This window comes from Hoeflea sp. EC-HK425 (assembly GCF_902498795.1).
Classification (GTDB): Bacteria; Pseudomonadota; Alphaproteobacteria; order Rhizobiales; family Rhizobiaceae; genus Hoeflea; species Hoeflea alexandrii.
Genome location: NZ_LR701572.1, coordinates 1248227 through 1265973 on the forward strand (window position 1 = coordinate 1248227; position 17747 = coordinate 1265973).

At 61.7% G+C, this 17747-nt stretch carries 22 protein-coding genes; 5 read left to right on the plus strand and 17 right to left on the minus strand.

The features are described 5' to 3' along the window. The first annotated feature begins 124 nt into the window (after positions 1-124). On the plus strand, positions 125-1156 hold the full coding sequence (locus tag SPHINGO391_RS08660; RefSeq protein ID WP_152008458.1) for a Gfo/Idh/MocA family oxidoreductase: 1032 nt from the start codon (positions 125-127) through the stop codon (positions 1154-1156). 23 nt (positions 1157-1179) lie between these two features. On the opposite strand, the gene SPHINGO391_RS08665 is transcribed toward SPHINGO391_RS08660, so the two are convergent. From SPHINGO391_RS08665 to grxD, 5 genes are all read right to left on the minus strand, one after another. Beyond that, positions 1180-2196 (minus strand): DUF1176 domain-containing protein, encoded by a 1017-nt coding sequence (locus SPHINGO391_RS08665; protein WP_152008459.1) that lies wholly within the window; start codon positions 2194-2196, stop codon positions 1180-1182. A 15-nt stretch (positions 2197-2211) separates the two neighbouring features. Further along, positions 2212-2925: a TIGR02453 family protein gene (locus SPHINGO391_RS08670; RefSeq protein WP_152008460.1), complete on the minus strand. Its 714-nt coding sequence runs from the start codon at positions 2923-2925 to the stop codon at positions 2212-2214. 27 nt (positions 2926-2952) lie between these two features. Further along, positions 2953-3834, minus strand: a complete 882-nt coding sequence (locus SPHINGO391_RS08675; RefSeq protein WP_152008461.1) for a hypothetical protein — start codon at positions 3832-3834, stop codon at positions 2953-2955. A 198-nt stretch (positions 3835-4032) separates the two neighbouring features. Then, a complete protein-coding gene (locus SPHINGO391_RS08680; protein WP_193217235.1) occupies positions 4033-4515 on the minus strand; it encodes a YtoQ family protein in 483 nt (160 codons plus the stop codon). 114 nt (positions 4516-4629) lie between these two features. Beyond that, entirely contained in the window at positions 4630-4962 is a 333-nt protein-coding gene (grxD, locus tag SPHINGO391_RS08685; protein ID WP_152008463.1) for a Grx4 family monothiol glutaredoxin, read from the minus strand. A 99-nt stretch (positions 4963-5061) separates the two neighbouring features. Between grxD and SPHINGO391_RS08690 the strand changes: the two genes are divergently transcribed. Then, positions 5062-5931: a phosphodiester glycosidase family protein gene (locus SPHINGO391_RS08690; protein ID WP_244615149.1), complete on the plus strand. Its 870-nt coding sequence runs from the start codon at positions 5062-5064 to the stop codon at positions 5929-5931. 16 nt (positions 5932-5947) lie between these two features. On the opposite strand, the gene SPHINGO391_RS08695 is transcribed toward SPHINGO391_RS08690, so the two are convergent. From SPHINGO391_RS08695 to SPHINGO391_RS08710, 4 genes are all read right to left on the minus strand, one after another. Continuing rightward, positions 5948-6241 carry a hypothetical protein gene (locus SPHINGO391_RS08695; RefSeq protein WP_152008464.1) on the minus strand — a complete coding sequence of 98 codons (294 nt, stop codon included), beginning with the start codon at positions 6239-6241 and terminating at the stop codon, positions 5948-5950. Between the two features lie 8 nt (positions 6242-6249). Then, positions 6250-6483: a BolA family transcriptional regulator gene (locus SPHINGO391_RS08700; protein ID WP_152008465.1), complete on the minus strand. Its 234-nt coding sequence runs from the start codon at positions 6481-6483 to the stop codon at positions 6250-6252. 21 nt (positions 6484-6504) lie between these two features. Continuing rightward, complete coding sequence (purL, locus tag SPHINGO391_RS08705) at positions 6505-8736, minus strand: phosphoribosylformylglycinamidine synthase subunit PurL (RefSeq protein WP_152008466.1); 2232 nt, start codon at positions 8734-8736, stop codon at positions 6505-6507. A 145-nt stretch (positions 8737-8881) separates the two neighbouring features. Beyond that, a complete protein-coding gene (locus SPHINGO391_RS08710) occupies positions 8882-9259 on the minus strand; it encodes a hypothetical protein (RefSeq protein ID WP_152008467.1) in 378 nt (125 codons plus the stop codon). 169 nt (positions 9260-9428) lie between these two features. Between SPHINGO391_RS08710 and SPHINGO391_RS08715 the strand changes: the two genes are divergently transcribed. Beyond that, positions 9429-10751 carry an NAD(P)-binding domain-containing protein gene (locus SPHINGO391_RS08715; RefSeq protein ID WP_152008468.1) on the plus strand — a complete coding sequence of 441 codons (1323 nt, stop codon included), beginning with the start codon at positions 9429-9431 and terminating at the stop codon, positions 10749-10751. 15 nt (positions 10752-10766) lie between these two features. Here the strand turns inward: SPHINGO391_RS08715 and SPHINGO391_RS08720 are convergent, their stop codons facing one another. Genes SPHINGO391_RS08720 through purC form a run of 4 tightly spaced genes read right to left on the minus strand, consistent with a single transcriptional unit; the run spans position 10767 to position 13132 of the window. Beyond that, positions 10767-11420 carry an alpha/beta fold hydrolase gene (locus SPHINGO391_RS08720; RefSeq protein WP_152008469.1) on the minus strand — a complete coding sequence of 218 codons (654 nt, stop codon included), beginning with the start codon at positions 11418-11420 and terminating at the stop codon, positions 10767-10769. Between the two features lie 8 nt (positions 11421-11428). Continuing rightward, positions 11429-12103 (minus strand): phosphoribosylformylglycinamidine synthase subunit PurQ, encoded by a 675-nt coding sequence (gene purQ, locus SPHINGO391_RS08725; RefSeq protein WP_152008470.1) that lies wholly within the window; start codon positions 12101-12103, stop codon positions 11429-11431. Positions 12104-12106: 3 nt separating this feature from the next. Then, positions 12107-12349, minus strand: coding sequence for a phosphoribosylformylglycinamidine synthase subunit PurS (gene purS, locus SPHINGO391_RS08730; protein WP_152008471.1), 243 nt, complete (start codon positions 12347-12349; stop codon positions 12107-12109). 18 nt (positions 12350-12367) lie between these two features. Beyond that, positions 12368-13132 (minus strand): phosphoribosylaminoimidazolesuccinocarboxamide synthase, encoded by a 765-nt coding sequence (gene purC / locus SPHINGO391_RS08735; protein WP_152008472.1) that lies wholly within the window; start codon positions 13130-13132, stop codon positions 12368-12370. A gap of 225 nt (positions 13133-13357) precedes the next feature. Here purC and SPHINGO391_RS08740 point away from each other — a divergent pair, with 225 nt between their 5' ends. Both SPHINGO391_RS08740 and SPHINGO391_RS08745 read left to right on the plus strand, forming a co-directional pair. Then, positions 13358-13678: a DUF1476 domain-containing protein gene (locus tag SPHINGO391_RS08740; protein ID WP_152008473.1), complete on the plus strand. Its 321-nt coding sequence runs from the start codon at positions 13358-13360 to the stop codon at positions 13676-13678. A 118-nt stretch (positions 13679-13796) separates the two neighbouring features. Continuing rightward, the gene (locus tag SPHINGO391_RS08745; protein WP_152008474.1) at positions 13797-14558 is read left to right on the plus strand and encodes an aldolase/citrate lyase family protein; all 762 of its coding nucleotides are present in this window, start codon (positions 13797-13799) and stop codon (positions 14556-14558) included. Positions 14559-14574: 16 nt separating this feature from the next. Here the strand turns inward: SPHINGO391_RS08745 and SPHINGO391_RS08750 are convergent, their stop codons facing one another. The 4 genes from SPHINGO391_RS08750 to SPHINGO391_RS08765 all read right to left on the minus strand — a co-directional run bounded on the left by SPHINGO391_RS08750 (position 14575) and on the right by SPHINGO391_RS08765 (position 17650). Beyond that, positions 14575-15129, minus strand: coding sequence for an alpha/beta hydrolase (locus SPHINGO391_RS08750; RefSeq protein WP_152008475.1), 555 nt, complete (start codon positions 15127-15129; stop codon positions 14575-14577). A 153-nt stretch (positions 15130-15282) separates the two neighbouring features. Further along, complete coding sequence (locus SPHINGO391_RS08755) at positions 15283-15513, minus strand: hypothetical protein (protein WP_152008476.1); 231 nt, start codon at positions 15511-15513, stop codon at positions 15283-15285. Positions 15514-15659: 146 nt separating this feature from the next. Next, a complete protein-coding gene (gene purB / locus SPHINGO391_RS08760; protein ID WP_152008477.1) occupies positions 15660-16988 on the minus strand; it encodes an adenylosuccinate lyase in 1329 nt (442 codons plus the stop codon). A gap of 77 nt (positions 16989-17065) precedes the next feature. After that, positions 17066-17650 carry a hypothetical protein gene (locus SPHINGO391_RS08765; RefSeq protein ID WP_244615150.1) on the minus strand — a complete coding sequence of 195 codons (585 nt, stop codon included), beginning with the start codon at positions 17648-17650 and terminating at the stop codon, positions 17066-17068. Between the last annotated feature and the right edge of the window lie 97 nt (positions 17651-17747).

The window sequence follows — 17747 nt, forward strand, 5'->3', positions numbered from 1 at the left end:
AACGGTGCAGTCACGGCGGATGAACTGTGGATGGTCTTTCAGCTACGACACAACACGGCTAGGCTTGTCCGGGACACCGGGCGCGACCGGATCAGAAACTCTGCCAGAAAGGGAGATGCGGGGAATGAATGGAGAGCGGCCTGTGCGCCTTGCCCTGATCGGTCTCGGCATGGCGGCCAAACCACATCTTGAAGCCCTGTCGGATCCGGGAACGGGCATTGATGTTGCGGGTATTTTCAACCGCAGCCGGGCGAAAGCGGAGAGTGTCGCTGAAGGCCGCAGCTATCAGGTTTTTGACAGTCTGGAGCAGATTGCAACCGATCCCGGCGTGGATGGCATCATCCTTGCCACCCCACCGGACCAGCGGGCCGAGATTGTCGGGATGATGGCGCAGGCGGGCAAGCATATCCTGATGGAAAAGCCGGTTGAGCGGACGGTTTCAGCCGCTCGAGACCTGGTGGAGACTTGCGAGCGCCGTGGTGTGCAGCTGGGCATTGTGCTGCAGCACAGGTTTCGCGCCGGAGCCCGGCATTTGCGCACCCTGATGGAAGATGGCGCCCTGGGCGAGATCGGGCTGGTGCGGGTCGAGGTGCCCTGGTGGCGCGGCCAGGATTACTACGACCAGCCGGGCCGCGGCACCTATGCGCGCGATGGCGGCGGTGTTCTGATCAGCCAGGCAATCCATCCGCTTGACCTGATGCTGCATCTTGCCGGACCGGTGGTCTCTGTTCAGGCGATGTGCGCCACTACGCGCCTGCACCGGATGGAAGCCGAGGATTTTGCGACTGCGGGCCTGCGCTTTGCGTCCGGGGCAGTTGGCACGATCATGGCGACGACGGCGAGCTATCCGGGTTCGGAGGAAACGATCACGCTTGATGGCGCGCTTGGCACGGCGGTGCTCAGGGCAGGACAGCTGACGGTTTCCTGGCGCGATGGACGGCGAGAGGAGACCGGGGAACCGGCGGCAACCGGCGGCGGGGCCGATCCTATGGCGTTTCCGTGCGACTGGCACAGGGCGGTGATTGAGGATTTCGCCGGTGCAATCCGCGACAACCGTCCTCCTGCGATCACCGGGCGCGAGGCGCTCAAGGTCCATGCGTTGATCGATGCGATCACACAGTCATCGCAACAGGGTGCCATGGTGCAGCTCGGGTGATGCCCGGCCGCCGCCAGGCCGGCTCAGGGATTCTGATAAACCAGCGGAAAGCCTGCCGGATCGGACTGAACGCCGTCACATAGCGTCTTCTCGCGGAATTCGCGCAGCACGAATTCGACCGTTTCGCCCTCGGCATCGGCCAGCTGGAACCGGCTGAAGGAGCCGCAATCGCCGCCACTGTCGAGCGAATAGGAGGTGACGCTGCCGCTGGCCGGATCGACACTCGCGTTCAACAGTTCGGCGTCATCATTCATGCCCATGCCGGGTGGAGCGGGGAACGGGAGAATGGTCGCGTGATCGGGATAGCCGGCCCATGTCACCGCAAACACGCTTGATCCGCTGGCGGCGTAGAGATTGCACGGTACTTCCCACAAGGTCACTTCGGTGTTGATGGCATAGGCGGAGGAATAACCAGCTGTGGCTTGCGGCTCGCACTGAGGCGCATCGGCGGCAATGGCGCGAAGCACCGGCGCGGGGACAGCCGAGAGGCTGTCATAGCCGACCGGCGCACCGAGGCTGAGACCAGACGAGGCCGGCGCCATTGCCGCCTCATCGGCACCGGCGCCGGGGCAGCCATTGAGGCCCTTGACCCTTATGGCAAAGGGGAACTTGTCGTTCCTGAGGAAGGTCAGGCGTCCGTCGGTGACCTCGATGCCGTCATCGGTGCGGGTCTGCTCAAGGATCTCCATCATCACCGTCAGCCTGGCGTCCGGGTCGCGATAGAGCCGGAACGGCTCCAGCATGCCGGTGTCGGCCGAGCCGATGTCGAGCCGGGAGATCTCGATGACATCGTCGCCGATCTTGACCCATCCCGGCAGCTCCTCGCCATCGGGGATCGGCGCGAAGAACACATAGGCGTATCGGTCTTCCGACGGATCGCGGTTGTTCTGCCAAAGCGCGAAGCGGCATCCATCCCAGCCCTGAATCACGTTCTCGCCAAACAGCTTGAGGTCGATCTCGTCGGCATCGTCGGCGGCGGTCGAAATCGGTAGCAGGGCAACAGCGAAGGCCAGCAGGCCGAACAGGGATTTGAGGTGCATGGCCGTGTTTCTTTCCTAGCGGTTGGGTTCGTCGCGGGCGGCGCGCACCGGGTCGATGACGCGCCAGCCGAAATTCAGGAACGGTTGCGCCGCGATGGCAAGTTCGGTGAGGTCATCAAGCAGCGCCGTGCCTTCGAGTCGGTCCGGGGAGAAACGCCGCGACAGGGTCAGGTGCCGGAGCCGCAGCAGATCGACGATTTCGGGATCGGTGATGTCCTCGAAGCCGCGCGGCGTGCGCTTGAGGCTGTTTTCGCGGTCGAAGGCGAAGCCGAGAGCGGTGAGCGGCTTCAGCGCCACGTCAAACTGGTCCTTGCGTGCAACGATGGCCTCGCGGAAGGCGCGCACTTCATCGGATTCCATCGAATAGAAGCCGACGGCGAGGAAGCTCTCGTCCGGAGAGACGTGGAAATAGAGCAGCCCCTGGTCCTTCTTGGTGCCCGAGCGGGTGATGACCGCGCTGACATGAGTGTTGTAGGGATGTTTTTCCTTGGCAAAACGGACGTCGCGGTTGATGCGGAAGGTGGAGGCCTTGCGGGAGCAGGTGAGCGGGATCTTCTTTTCCGCGAGCCGCACGGCAAGATCGTCAATCAGCCGTCCGCGCGGCTCGTTGAGATGCTCCTCGAAGATGGGCTTGTTCTCGTGAAACCATTCGCGGTTCTGGTGAAAGCCGAGCGCCTTGAGGAAGGGCAGGGCCTTGTCGCCGAAACCTGTGTAAGTGGTGTCTGTCATTGATGTCCGCCCTCGTGGATTGCGCTTTCAGACACCGTTGCGTGTTTCTGCCGGAATCAGACAATCGGTGTAATAGCCTGCCGCCGTCAAATTGATCGGCGTGTTGATTGTATGAGTGAAAATCCGGTTTTTCGAGATGATATCTGCTGCATCCGCAACCTGATTTTCGGGCACGGTCACGGCGAAGAGATCAAGCTCGTCAATCTCTTGAAGCGATTTCGGAGAAAGAGACAGCCGATAGGTTGTCAGGATGATGTCTTCATACCCCATTTGCCGCACCGCCTGGTACTCCGCAGCCGAGTATATCTGAGGCACGAAGCGGTTCTGCAATGGTCCGGCCAGGCTGGCAATAAGGGCGAGGCCTTCGATGTTGCCGCCCTTGATATCGGTGATGATCCTGCCCGGATTGGCCCGTAGCCATTCGATCAACGTTTCGAGGGACAGCCGGGTCAGGCCGTATTTGGGTGTGCTGGCGTGAAACCTTGCGGATGAAGGTGCAACAAAATGGGATGCCAGCCAATCGGTCCAGCCCAGATGATGCCAGTACCGGTATTCACGGTTCCAATCATGGGCGATTGCAAGCTCGCCATCCGCGGTCCAGTTGAAGTCCAGTTCGAAAAGGCGAAGGCCGTTTGCCGCCGATTGATCAAGCGCCTCTTTCGAATTCGAATAGTCTCCCTCCGGCAAGCCGCCGCCGGCGTGGGCAACAAGGGTCACTTCAGCAGGGGCTTCGAGATAGGTTTCGCAGTGGTTGCGTTGGTTATTGGCACGCAGCGTGACCGCAGCGATCGAGATGACGACGGCAAGCCCGACCGTAAGCGTGAGCCTGAACAGCGATGATGAGGTGACCACCAAAGCCAGCCGCGAATCCCGGGCTTCTGGTCGAGGCGGGTCGGGTTCTTTGCTCAATTCGAAATCCTGACGTGCCAACTTTACTGCTCAATTCTCCAAATCGGAATCGATCTAGGATGAAAATCATGCAGGGAGTCAACGTTCTGCAGCGACCTTTGCGGGTTTGACAAAATGTACGGTGCTGGAGCGTGAGAGTGACGGGGCTTCAGCCGCGGCCATCAAGAGTTCCTGCTGTCGGCCATCGCAATCGGCGGCTTACTGCGCGGCGTCCTTGACACCGGTGTAGCCGGATAACTCCCCGTCGATCACGTAGCTGAGGATCGAAACCACCTGGTCAGGAAACTTGGCGACGGCAAGGGCTGCGGCATCGACTTCCTTGAGCGCGTGTGCGTGCTCGTCCTGGTGCAGGATGATCAGCGGCTTGCCGAGGGCGCTCGCAAAGCCCGCGTCAAAGGCGGCGTTCCACTGTTTGTATTTTTCGCCGAAGCGGACGACTACGATGTCGGCCTTCTGCAACAGCGTGCGGGTGCGGATGGCGTTGATCTGCGCGCCCTTGTGATCGTGCCAGAACTTGTCAGGCTCTGCGCCGAGGATGGCGACGCCGACATCGTCGGAAGCCTCATGATGGGTGACCGGGCCCGAGAATGTCACCGGCAGTCCGGCCGCCTTGGCGCCAGCCTCGATCTGCTCGCGCCAGTCGGTGTGGATTTCGCCCGAGAGATAAATGGTCCAGTTCATGATCGTCTCCAGTCGTGTCTTGCATGTCTTGGCAGAGGTCCTCGATTGCCTTCTGCCCCTGAAACGAAAAGAGGCGGAAAATCCGCCTCTTGCCGTGTCGTCCTGTCGTCAGTCTCAGGCGGCTTTGACCGGCACGCCGGCGTCGGTCATGTGCTGCTGCAGCTCGCTTGACTGAAACATCTCGCGGATGATGTCGCAGCCGCCGATGAACTCGCCCTTGACGTAGAGCTGGGGGATGGTCGGCCAGTTGGAATATTCCTTGATGCCGTTCCTGAGCGCATCGTCGGCCAAAACGTTGACGCCCTTGTAGGGAACGCCGAGGTAATCGAGAATCTGCACGACCTGACCGGAGAAGCCGCATTGCGGAAACTGCGGGGTGCCCTTCATGAACAGCACCACGTCGTTGTTTTTCACTTCGTTGTCGATGAAATCATTGATGCCGGACATCGTTGGATCCTTTCAAAGCGTGTGGCCACGATAGTTCTTGCCTTTCAGATAACGCGGGCGGCATGACAAGACAAGAAGGGGAGCCCTATAAGTGATGAGATGTGGATACGTGGCGCCGGTTATCTTGTCCTGATCCTGCTGGCCCTTTGGGGCGGCTGGGCTGTGTGGAATGTTGTGGGTGGCCAAAGCGAGCCGTCCGGGCTGGTCCTGCCGCAGCGAAGCCTGCCGGAAGGTGCAATGGAGAAGAGCCCGCAAGGAAGGAATGAGACGGTGACCGACATGCCCGATATCTGCGAAGAAACCGTGTTCGAGGGTGCGCGATCGATCCTGTGTGTTGCCGATCCCTCCGTTCATTCGGTCCGGCTTGCCTATCGCGGGCCGGATGGCGCTGTTCTGGGCAGCGTGGAGAAGGCGGTGACGGCGCTGGCGGCCGGCGGGCAAACACCGATCCTGGCGATGAATGCCGGTATGTATCACGCCGACATGACGCCGGTGGGGCTTTATGTCGAAAACGGTGTGGAGATTGCGCCGCTCAATGAAGATGACGGGTTCGGCAATTTCTTTCTCAAGCCCAACGGGGTGTTCTTTGTCCGCGAGGACGGCAGCGCCGGGGTGATGGAAACCGATGCCTATCTGGCTGCCGGTATCGCGCCGGAATTTGCGACCCAGTCTGGGCCCATGCTTCTGATCGACGGCGCCATGCATCCGCGCTTCCTGCCTGACGGCACCTCGAAATACATCCGCAACGGTGTCGGCGTGAGGGCTGACGGAAAAATCGTGCTGGCGATCACCCGCGATCGGGTCAGCCTCGGCTCCTTCGCGCGGCTTTTCAGGGATGTCGCGAGATGTGACAACGCGCTGTTCTTCGACGGTGCGGTCTCGAGCCTGGCCCTCAGCATCCATATGGAAATCGATGCAGGCGAACCGGCGGGGCCGGTTGTGGCGGTGTTCGCGAAAGCGGACCACTAGATCTCGGACGGTCGGTCTATGCAGGCTTGCGAGCCGTCGACTTCCGCCGTGTGGTGCGCGTCTTGCGGATCTTTGTGCGGCGGATCCTGGTGCGCTTGGGCGCCGGCTTCTTGCCGGTCAGCGCCTCGACCAGGATTTTCTCGATTGTCGATGTAGTGGTCGAGCGCTTGCGCCGCGACGTGGTTTTCCGGCGGGTTTTCGTGCGGCGTATGGAGGAGCGGCGGCGCTTGCGGGTGACGGCGCCCTTGGCCATGCCGTCAACCACACCGTCGATGATCTCGCTGATCAGGCTGTCGAGAAACCCAGCCATGGATTGGCTCAGTCGGGCACGCTGGTCTGCAGCGCCAATGCGTGCAGAACGCCGCCCATGTTTCCTTCAAGCGCGTTGTAGACCATCTGGTGCTGCTGCACCCGGCTCTTGCCGCGAAAACTCTCGGAGACAACCTCCGCCGCATAGTGATCACCGTCGCCAGCCAGGTCACGGATGGTCACCTTGGCGTCAGGAATCCCGGTCTTGATGAGTTTTTCGATATCGCCTGCATTCATTGGCATGTGGGTCGGCTCCTGATTGGGCTATTCGGCGGCAAGGGTTTCGGGAACATCCATAAAGGCAGGAAACCACGATTCATGGGTGGCGCGCAATGTGGATACCGGCAGCGAGAGCAGGCCACCGATGGTCAGGCTGTCACCGGACATCGTGCCCAGGTGGCGGAAGGGAACACCCGCTCCCTCGGCGCTGGCCATGATGTATCCCGACAGATCGGAAGGGACGGTGATGACATAGCGGGCCTGGTCCTCGCCGAACAAGAGTGCATGGGCGGGTCCGTGGCTTGAGGAGAGGTCAAGTTTCATGCCGAGATCGGAAGCCATGGCCATTTCGGCCAGCGTGGTGGCGAGGCCGCCCGAGGAAATGTCGTGACAGGACGTGACCTGGCCGTTGCGGATGGCGGAGCGGACGAAATCGCCGTTGCGGCGCTCTTCCATCAGGTCGACCGTTGGCGGCGCGCCTTCGGAACGGCCGAGGCAATCGCGCATCCAGGCCGACTGGCCGAGATGGCTGCAATCGCCGCCGATCAGGATGACGGCATCACCGGCATTGGCACCGCCGATGCGGGCCATGTGGTTCCAGTCGTCGATCAGGCCGACGCCGCCAATGGTGGGCGTGGGCAGGATCGCCTCGCCATTTGTCTCGTTGTAGAGCGAGACATTGCCGGAAACGATGGGGAAGCCGAGCGCCGTGCAGGCCTCGCCGATGCCCTGGATGGCCATCACCAGCTGGCCCATGATCTCGGGCCGTTCCGGATTGCCGAAATTGAGGTTGTCGGTCGCGGCGAGCGGTTCGGCGCCGGTGGCGGTGAGGTTGCGCCAGCATTCTGCCACCGCCTGCTTGCCGCCCTCGTAGGGGTTGGCCTCGACATAGCGGGGCGTGACATCGGAAGAGAAGGCCAGCGCCTTGGTGTCGTGGCCCTCGACACGGACCACGCCGGCGTCGCCGCCGGGGATCTGCAGCGAATTGCCCTGGATCAGGGTGTCGTACTGCTCCCAGACCCAGCGCCTTGAGGCGTTGTTGGCCGAGCCCAGAAGGTCGAGCAGCGACTGGCCGTAGTCCTCGGGCTCTTCGACTTCGGTGATGTCGAGCGGCGACAGGCCGCCGATCTCGCGCCATTCGCGGTCATATTCGGGGGCTTCGTCGCCCAGTTCCTTGATCGGCAGGTTGGCGACCTCATCGCCCTGGTGCAGAATGCGGAAGCGCAGATCATCGGTGGTCTTGCCGACAATGGCGAAGTCGAGGCCCCACTTGACGAAGATCGCCTTGGCAACCTCTTCCTTGGACGGCTCAAGCACCATGAGCATGCGCTCCTGGCTTTCCGAGAGCATCATTTCGTAGGCGCTCATGTTCTCTTCGCGCACCGGCACCTTGTCGAGATCGAGCTCGATACCGAGATCGCCCTTGGCGCCCATCTCGACCGCCGAGCAGGTGAGGCCTGCGGCACCCATGTCCTGGATGGCGATGACCGCGCCGGTCTGCATCAGTTCGAGGCAGGCCTCGAGCAGGCATTTTTCGGTGAAGGGGTCGCCGACCTGGACGGTGGGGCGCTTTTCCTCGATGGATTCGTCGAACTCGGCAGAGGCCATGGTGGCGCCGCCGACGCCGTCGCGGCCGGTCTTTGCACCGAGATAGACCACCGGCAGGCCGACGCCCTTTGCTTCAGACAGGAAGATCGCGTCGGTCCTGGCGATGCCCGCGGCAAAGGCGTTGACCAGGCAGTTGCCGTTGTAGCGCGGGTCGAACTCGACCTCGCCGCCGACGGTGGGCACGCCGAAGGAATTGCCGTAGCCGCCGACGCCTGCGACGACGCCCGAGACCAGGTGGCGGGTCTTCGGATGATCGGGCGAACCGAACCTGAGCGCGTTCATCGCCGCGATCGGCCGCGCGCCCATGGTGAAGACATCGCGGAGGATGCCGCCAACGCCGGTGGCAGCACCCTGGTAGGGCTCGATGTAGGAGGGGTGGTTGTGGCTTTCCATCTTGAAGACGACGCAGTCGCCATCGCCGATATCAACCACGCCGGCATTCTCGCCCGGCCCCTGTATCACCCGCGGGCCGGTGGTCGGCAGGGTGCGCAGCCACTTCTTCGAGGACTTGTAGGAGCAATGCTCGTTCCACATCGCCGAGAAGATGCCGAGTTCGGTAAATGTCGGTTCACGCCCGATCAGATCGAGAATGCGCTGGTATTCCTCGGGCTTGAGCCCGTGAGCGGCAATCAGGTCTTCTGTGATGGGAACGATGTTTGGAATGCTCATGGCGGTGGTCGCCCTTCTTGTCCTGCGCGTGCCTGTGGCTATAGCGCAATGACGGGCCGGTTGGCACCTGTAAATTCGGATTTGGGCCGAAAGAAAGCGCTAAACTGTGGACATGGCCGATGCCAATCCGCCCGGCCGGCACCGGTCAGCAGCCGGTGCCGCCTGACGCCCAGCGCGAAATGTCGCCATTGATCCGGCCGGCCAGCGGCGAGGTGGAGAGCGGGCCGTAGAACTGAGCATTGCCGGCGGAAGCAATGATGACCGCCTGGGGCAGGGACTGCGGCTTGCCGCGCGGGATGATCAACAGGCGCGGCGTGCTGGTGGTGTCGAGTTCCGGGACAATCCCGTAGGCGGCGAAGTCGCCATCCTTGAGCCAGCAGGCATGGGCCTGGCTGTTGACCTTCTGCAGGGTCGCGACAGCAATTGCATTGCTGCTCATTCCCGCCGGCGGGCCTGACGCAGGCGCACAGGCGGACAGTACGAACCCAACAGCCGGGACAAGCAATGTCTTACTCAGTTTCATCAAGGTCTCCGGGCGGCTTCAGGGATGGAAGTCAGTTATACTGCTGCAATAGCACGATTCCTGCGCGTGACAGCGGTTCTTGGCTGGGTTCTATCGCTCTGAGCCGGGCGGCGTAGACATTGTCGCGGGGGATACCTGCTGGTAAGACGCACGGCAAGGGGACATCAGTGTGAGTACAGGTGGGATGAGCAGGGCGGATCATGTCCGGGTTTGCGTGGTCGGGGCGGGTCCGACCGGACTGACGACGGTGAAGAACCTTGTCGAGGCGGGCATCACCGATATCGTCTGCCATGAAGCGCAGGGCGAGAGCGGCGGTATCTGGGTTTTCAGCGATGATCCGGACCGGCCGAGCGTCTATGAAAACGCGCATACGATCAGTTCAAGGCGGTTGTCGCAATTTCCGGATTTTCCGATGCCGGAGGACTATCCCGATTATCCGTCGAACCGGCAAATCCTCGCTTACATGCGGGCCTACGAATCCCATTTCGGTCTCGGCAGCCACATCCGGCTGAACTCCAGGGTCGCAGATGTGAGCGCCCGAGATGGGGGTGGATGGGTGATCGCCTATGAAGATGCTTCTGGGCGGCACACCCAGACGGCTGATTACCTGATCATCTGCTCAGGCCACCACAGGGAGCCGTTTGTTCCGGACCTTGCAGGGGATTTTTCGGGCGAACAGCTTCATGCCGGGCGCTACAAGACGGCTCGCGGCTTCGAAGGCAAGAAGGTGCTTGTTGTCGGGGGAGGAAACTCGGCCTGCGATATTGCGGCAGCACTCAGCCGGGTCGCCGATCATGTCAGTCTGAGCATACGCAGCCCGCAAGTCATCGTGCCGAAACTGATCGCCGGACGCCCGGTGGATGTTCAATTCTCAAAGTTGCGCAAAATCCATTCCCGATGGCTCAGGGACACGCTTCTCAAGCTCGGGGTCAGGTTGGCCGTGGGGCCTTATGACCGGTACGGGCTGCAGGAGCCAAAGGGCAGGGTGCTGAGGCAGCATCCGACCCTCAACACGGATGTTCTCGACAGGATCCGCCATGGCACGGTGACCATGCGGCGCGGCATCAGTTCTGCCAACAACCGCATGGTGACGTTCAGCGATGGCGCGAGTGACGAGTTCGACACCATCATCTGGGCCACCGGCTACCGGCTTGGTACGTCCTACCTTTCCCGTGTCTGTCCGGACTGGAGCGAGGCGCAGCAGGTGCCGCTCTACCTCAAGATGATGATGGCGGACGTGCCCGGACTGTTCTTCATCGGCCTCATTCAACCGGTCGGATGTATCTGGGTGCTTGCCGATCTGCAGGCCAAGATCGCGGCTTCCGAGATCTCGGGCAAATGGCAGCGGCCAAGTGACATGGCCAAGCTGATTGAGCGTGACAACCGGCGCGATGCCTTGCGGTACAAGGCCAGCCCACGGCATGCCGTACAGGTCGAAACCTACGAATACCAAGGCGAGCTGGAAGCGGTTCTGAAAGAACTGCGCGGGTAAGCATCGCGCTTTGCCTCAACGGGCGGCGCGTTTGACCAGTTTGAGGATTTCGGACTGAATGGCGGCGTTGTGGGTGACGGTCCAGTGGTCGTCACCGGCTCCGGCTACTTCGTCGCGCTCGCCCATGTCGATATTGGTGATGCGCGACTGCGGCACGCCGGGGGCGGACTTGAGACGGGATCCCAGGCCATTGCCGGAGAAGAAGAAATTCACATAGCGCCCGACATTGGTTGAAAGTGGGCCGCCGCGGGTCGGATCCACGGTGACAACCAGGGCGACCGGGATGTTGTCCCTGCGCAAGCCCGCGGCAACCTGTAACGCGGCATTGCCGCCGAAGGAATGTCCGACAAGGATGACGGGCTTGTTTCGCTTCGAACCGGCGTTTTCCTCGACAATGGCGGAGCGAATGGCCGCGCCGCTGAGGTGTCCATAGACCTTGGCGGTGACCCCGGATTTGGCAAGGGTCTTGGCCATCGTATCGAAACCGGTCGAAAACACGCCCATGAAACCGCGAATAAAATAGACCTGGGTCGTTGTGGCGGTTGTCTTGCTTGCCGCTTCAGCGCGAGGCGCACCTGTCAAAGTGGCCAGAACCAGGGCTGCCAGCAGCCAGATTGCGGTCCGCCGCGAGCGGGGATGAGATCCTGTGATAAGAACGCCGATCGCCATAACCCGTCTCAAGCGTCGACCAGTCCCAGCGCGGACTCGAACAGGGCGCGACCGTCGCTGCCGCCATGCGCGGGTTCGATCAGGTTTTCAGGATGCGGCATCATGCCCAGCACGTTGCCCGCCTTGTTAACTATGCCGGCGATGTTGTTGAGCGATCCGTTGGGGTTGGTGTCGGCGGTATAGCGGAACGCGACCTGATTGCTGGCTTCGAGGTCGGCCAGCGTGCCGGGATCGGTGAAATAGTTGCCGTCGTGATGCGCCACCGGGCAGCGGATGACCTGGCCCTGCGAATAGCCTTGCGTGAACGCGGTCTTCGCGTTGGTGACTTCGAGCTTGACCTCGCGGCAGACGAATTTGAGCGAGGCGTTGCGCATCAGAGCGCCGGGCAAAAGGCCGGCTTCGAGCAGGATCTGGAAGCCGTTGCAGACGCCGATGACGCGGGTGCCCTTTTCGGCCTTCTCGCGCACCGCCTGCATGACCGGCATGCGCGCGGCAATGGCGCCGCAGCGGAGATAATCGCCATAGGAAAAGCCGCCGGGGATGACGATCAGATCGACGTCGTCATCGATCGAAGTCTCGGTCTGCCAGATCGTTTGCGGGGCCTGACCCGAAATCTTGGTCAGCGCCGCGATCATGTCGCGGTCGCGGTTGAGGCCGGGAAGCAGGATGACGGCGGCTTTCATGGCTCAGAGCACCTCGACCGCGAAATCCTCGATCACCGTATTGGCGAGCAGTTTTTCGCCCATGGCCTTGAGTTCGGCCTCGGCCTTGGCGCGGTCGGATGTTTCAAGAACCACATCGAAGACCTTGCCCTGGCGGACGGAATCAACGCCGGAGAAGCCGAGACCGCCGAGTGCGTGCTCGATGGCCTTGCCCTGCGGGTCGAGAACGCCGTTCTTGAGCGTTACCGTGACGCGTGCCTTGATCATTGACCCAACTCCTGAGGCTTACTTGACCAGAACCGGCCCGGTCGGGCGGTTCGGCTCGTTCTCGTTCATGATGCCAAGCCGGCGGGCGACCTCCTGGTAGGCCTCAACCAGATTGCCCAGATCGCGGCGGAAGACGTCCTTGTCGAGCTTCTGGTTGGTGTTGACGTCCCAGAGGCGGCAGGAATCGGGTGAGATCTCGTCGGCGACGACAATGCGCATCATGTCGCCTTCGAACAGGCGTCCGCATTCGATCTTGAAATCGACCAGCTGGATGCCGACGCCGAGGAACAGGCCGGTGAGGAAGTCGTTGACGCGGATGGCAAGCGCCATGATGTCATCGATTTCCTGGGGGCTGGCCCAGCCGAAGGCGGTGACGTGCTCTTCGGAAACCATCGGATCGTCGAGCGCATCGGCCTTGTAGTAGAATTCGATGATCGAGCGCGGCAGCACGGTGCCTTCCTCGATGCCGAGGCGCTTGGCGAGCGAGCCGGCGGCAACGTTGCGCACGACGATCTCCAGCGGGATGATCTCGACTTCCTTGATCAGCTGCTCGCGCATGTTGATGCGCTTGATGAAGTGCGTCGGGATGCCGATCCGGTTGAGATGCGAGAATATATATTCGGAGATGCGATTGTTGAGCACGCCCTTGCCGTCAACCACGTCGTGCTTCTTCTTGTTGAACGCGGTGGCGTCGTCCTTGAAGAACTGGATCAGCGTGCCTGGTTCTGGGCCTTCATAAAGAATCTTGGCCTTGCCTTCGTAGATACGGCGGCGACGGGTCATGGAGCATCTCTGTCAGTTGAGCCGGCTGAAGCCGCGGCAACTCGGCATAGGGTCGATTTTGAGCCGTGCTTTAGCGGATTGTCCAGGCTTTCACAACGCTGTTATCGGCAATGTCCCCCGAATTGCACGGCATGAGACGAGTTTACATTGCACTTTCGGCGGTCTTTTGTTTTATGGACCAAACCCCCATATAGGGATTATCGATTCACCGCCGGGAGCCAGCTCATGAGCAGTATGAAAGACCGCGAAAACGCATTTGAAAACAAATTTGCCCATGACGAGGAGTTGAAGTTCAAGGCGGAAGCCCGCCGGAACAAGCTTCTGGGCCTCTGGGCGGCCGAATTGCTCGGCAAGAGCGGCGATGAGGCGGAAACCTATGCCAAGTCTGTTGTCATGGCCGACTTCGAGGAAGCGGGCGACGAGGACGTGTTCCGCAAGGTGCGCGCAGATTTCGATGCGGCCGGTGTGGACCAGTCCGATCATCAGCTGCGCCGCAGGATGGATGAGCTTCTCGCGGTCGCCGTCGAGCAGATCCAGAACAGCTAAGGCTTTTCTGCCGTCTTATCTTCAAACCGCCCGCGGCTTGCCGGGGGCGGTTTTTTGTTGGATTGAAGGAAACAAACCGCCACCAGCGGGCGCAACAGCGATTCGGGAGGAGCCGGCAATGCAACTGCGAGACAAGCTTGATCAGGACAGGATGCTGATCACCGCCTGGTCGACCTCGCCGTCCGAGGAAATGGCGGGCGCACTGGCCCGCTGCCCGTTCGACACCGTCACAGTCGACATGCAGCACGGCGCGCATACAGAAACGACTGCCTTTGCCTCCGCGAAGGCGATCTTTGCCGCGGGCAAGCCTGCGATCATGCGCATACCGGTGGGGCGGAACGATCTTGCCAGCCGGGCGCTCGATATGGGCTTCGAGGCGGTCATCGCGCCGATGATCAACTCGGTTTCCGATGCAGAGGCGTTCGCGGCCGCGATGAAATACCCGCCGGTGGGCGAACGCTCATGGGGACCGATGAGAGCGCTGCAGCTGCATTCGGGGCATTCGCCCGAGAGCTATTTCAGGTCGGCCAACAGCGACACCCTGGCGCTGGCAATGATCGAAACCCGCGCCGCATTCGCAGCGCTTGACGGGATTCTTGCAACCGACGGGATCGACGGAATCTTTGTCGGACCTTCGGATCTTTCGATCTCGTGGTCGGACGGGGCAGGTGTCGATCCGCAAAACGAAGAGCTTCAGGACGTGATTGCCGAGATCGGCAACCGGGCTCACCGGGCCGGCAAGGCAGCGGCGATCTTTGCCGTCGATCCGGCCGATGTACCACGCTTTGGCAAGATGGGTTACCGGCTGGCGGCCTTGAATACGGATCCTGCGATCATTCATGCCGGTGCCGCGGTGATGCTGGACAAGGCGCGGGGCTGACCGCCGTCCCGCTGCCCTAAGGCTGCAGCCGGGTCAGGAAGTTGGCGAATACCATGATGCCTTCCGGCCAGGGGCCATGGCCCGATTCGGCGTTGATGTGACCGGCTTCGCCGGCGTCGATCAGCATCGACCCCCAGGCATTGGCCATGTCGCCGGCATGTTCGAAGGATCCGAAGGGATCGTTGCGGCTGGCCACCACGATCGACGGGAACTCCAGCGGCTCTTCCTTGTAAGGGCCGAAGGTCATCAGGTGCTTTGGCCGGACTCTCGGGTTGTTGACTTCGGGGGGCGCCACCAGGAAGGCGCCGGCAATCTTTTTGTTGCACTGTGGCAATGCCTGCAGCGCCGTTGCCACGCCCAGCGAATGGGCAATCACCACCACCGGCCTGGTTGCTTCGTTGACGGCTTCGGCGAAGCGCGCGGTCCAGTCCTCGCGGACCGGCTTGGCCCAGGCGTCCTGTTCGACGCGGCGGGCTGTCGACAGGCGGCCTTGCCAGCGGGATTGCCAGTGGTCGGGACCGGAATTTGTGTAGCCCGGTACAATGAGGATGTCTGCTTCTGCTACTTTCATGCCGCCGAGGTGGGCGAGGGCGGGTCAAATGTCAACCGGTGCAGCGGGCCGAGATGGTCTGCGGGTGGTTGAAACTGGCTTTCGTGCCACATTCGCCGACCGGCGTGGGCTCCGGGCCGGGCATTTTACGGCCTTGACTGGCCATGCGGCCGCCTAAAGGCCGCTTGCAGGGTAGGCGCTGATTTCCGTCGGTGGGGTGATCACAAACGGTCCGCCGCCATTTTTTAGTTGCCCCTGGGAGAAGACCAGCAGGACGCCAAGCGAGATGATCACGGTTGCGGCCGCAATCCAGAGGCTGATGCCGCTGTCGTGGGTCTGATGCTGTTCGGCGCCGTCGTTGCGGCGGTGATGGCCGTTGCCGGCAAGGGGCGGGTGGTCCTGCATGGGATCCTCCAATGTGTCGGATGAACGCCAGACTGGGCGGTAACCGCGGCAAGATGGGGGCAACAGCAGGGCAGTATGGTGACACGCAATCACTTCGGATGAATGCGTGTCATTTATGTCTCAGGTGAACTGCCGGGGGGAGAGGATCAGCTGTCCTTGAACACCCGTGCGAAGATCGTGTCGACATGCTTGGTGTGATAGCCAAGATCGAAGCGGTCGCGGATTTCGGTTTCCGAGAGATACTTGCGCACATCCTCGTCATTGAGCAATTCGGTGAGGAAGTCGACCTCGGAATCGCCTGAAGTCTGGTAGCTGTTCCAGACCTTCATGGCATTGCGCTGGACCAGCCGGTAAGCGTCCTCGCGCGACGATCCTGCCTGGGTCAGCGCCAGGAGAATGCGCTGCGAATGCACTAGGCCGCCAAGCCGGTCCATGTTGCCGACCATGCGCTCGGGATAGACCATCAGCTTGTCGATGACCCCGGTCAGTCGCGCCAGCGCAAAGTCGAGCGTGACGGTGGTGTCGGGGCCAATCATGCGTTCGACCGAGGAGTGGGAGATGTCACGCTCGTGCCAGAGCGCGACGTTCTCCATCGCCGGCGTGACCGCCATGCGCACCAGCCGCGACAGGCCGGTGAGGTTTTCGGTGAGCACCGGATTGCGCTTGTGCGGCATCGCCGACGAGCCCTTCTGGCCCTTGGAGAAATACTCCTCGGCTTCCAGAACCTCGGTGCGCTGCAGGTGGCGGATTTCGGTGGCGACACGCTCTATCGAGGAGGCGATGACGCCGAGCGTGGCGAAATACATTGCGTGGCGGTCGCGCGGGATGACCTGGGTCGAGACCGGCTCGGCGGTCAGGCCCATTGCCTTGGCAACGTGTTCTTCGACGCGCGGATCGATGTTGGCGAAGGTGCCGACAGCGCCGGAAATGGCGCAGGTGGCGATTTCCTCGCGTGCGTTGACAAGGCGGGTACGGCAGCGGTCGAACTCGGCATAGGCCTCGGCCATCTTCAGCCCGAAGGTCACGGGTTCGGCGTGGATGCCGTGCGATCGACCGATGCAGACGGTGTCCTTGTGCTCGATGGCGCGACGCTTGATGGCGGCGAGGAGCGCATCCATGTCGGCGAGCAGAAGGTCGGTGGCCTTGACCAGCTGGACGTTGAAGCAGGTGTCGAGGACATCGGAGGAAGTCATGCCCTGATGGACGAAGCGGGCATCGGGGCCGACAATCTCAGCCAGGTGGGTAAGGAAGGCGATGACGTCGTGCTTGGTTTCGCGCTCGATTTCATCGATGCGGTCGATGTCGAAGGTGGCGTTGCCGCCCTTTTTCCAGATGGTCTGCGCGGCCTCTTTCGGAATGACTCCGAGTTCGGCCAGTGCATCGCAGGCATGGGCCTCGATCTCGAACCAGATCCGGAACTTCGATTCCGGCGACCAGACTGCGACCATTTCCGGGCGGGAGTAACGAGGTATCATGGCAAGTTCCGTAAAGGTTGGCGTTGCGGCGGGTCTAGACCATTTTCGGGCGAAATCAAACGCGGGATCTCAAGCGGCTAGACGTTGGTAGCGGTTTTCCGCAGTTTGGAGGGCATGTTGCGGCTGGCCAGCAGCCAGGAGGCGCCGAACAGGAAGATCACGCCCAAAGGAAGATAGAGGCGCAGCCCCTGGACGGCGAACTGATAGAGCGCCGCGGCCGTGGTGAAGACAAGCTGGATGACCCAGAGCCTGGTAAACGGGTCGCCGTGCCATTGCGCATAAAAATTGCGGTAGATGATGGCGAACATCAGCGAAGTGGCGCCGATGGTGAAAACGGTCAGACATATGAAGGCGGCTGCAAAGGCGGCCTCACGGCTTCGCCCGAAGGCGACGAAGCGGAACGTGGCAAGTGCGAAGGGCCAGGCGAGCATCCCGCCGCAGAAAGCCAGTAGGGTGAGGCTCCAGTAATTGCTGGTGAGGGCCCCCACCGACAGCCACAGCCAGCCCTGCGCCGAGACTGCCATGGCCGCACCCCAGCCGATCGCGCCGTAGACGACGTCACGCCAGTGCGGTCTTGCCGCCAGAAACCGGTCCCGCAGATTGGAATTGTCGTTGGCCGGTCTGGGTCGCGGTCCCTTGTGGCGTTTGACGGGGTTGGTCATGGACTGTTTCGGGTTCCGGTAAAAATCCGCAGCGCTCGGGCTTTCAGAACGGGCACTTTGCGAGGCGCTGACGGCATGAGCAGATCTCGGGCTTCAA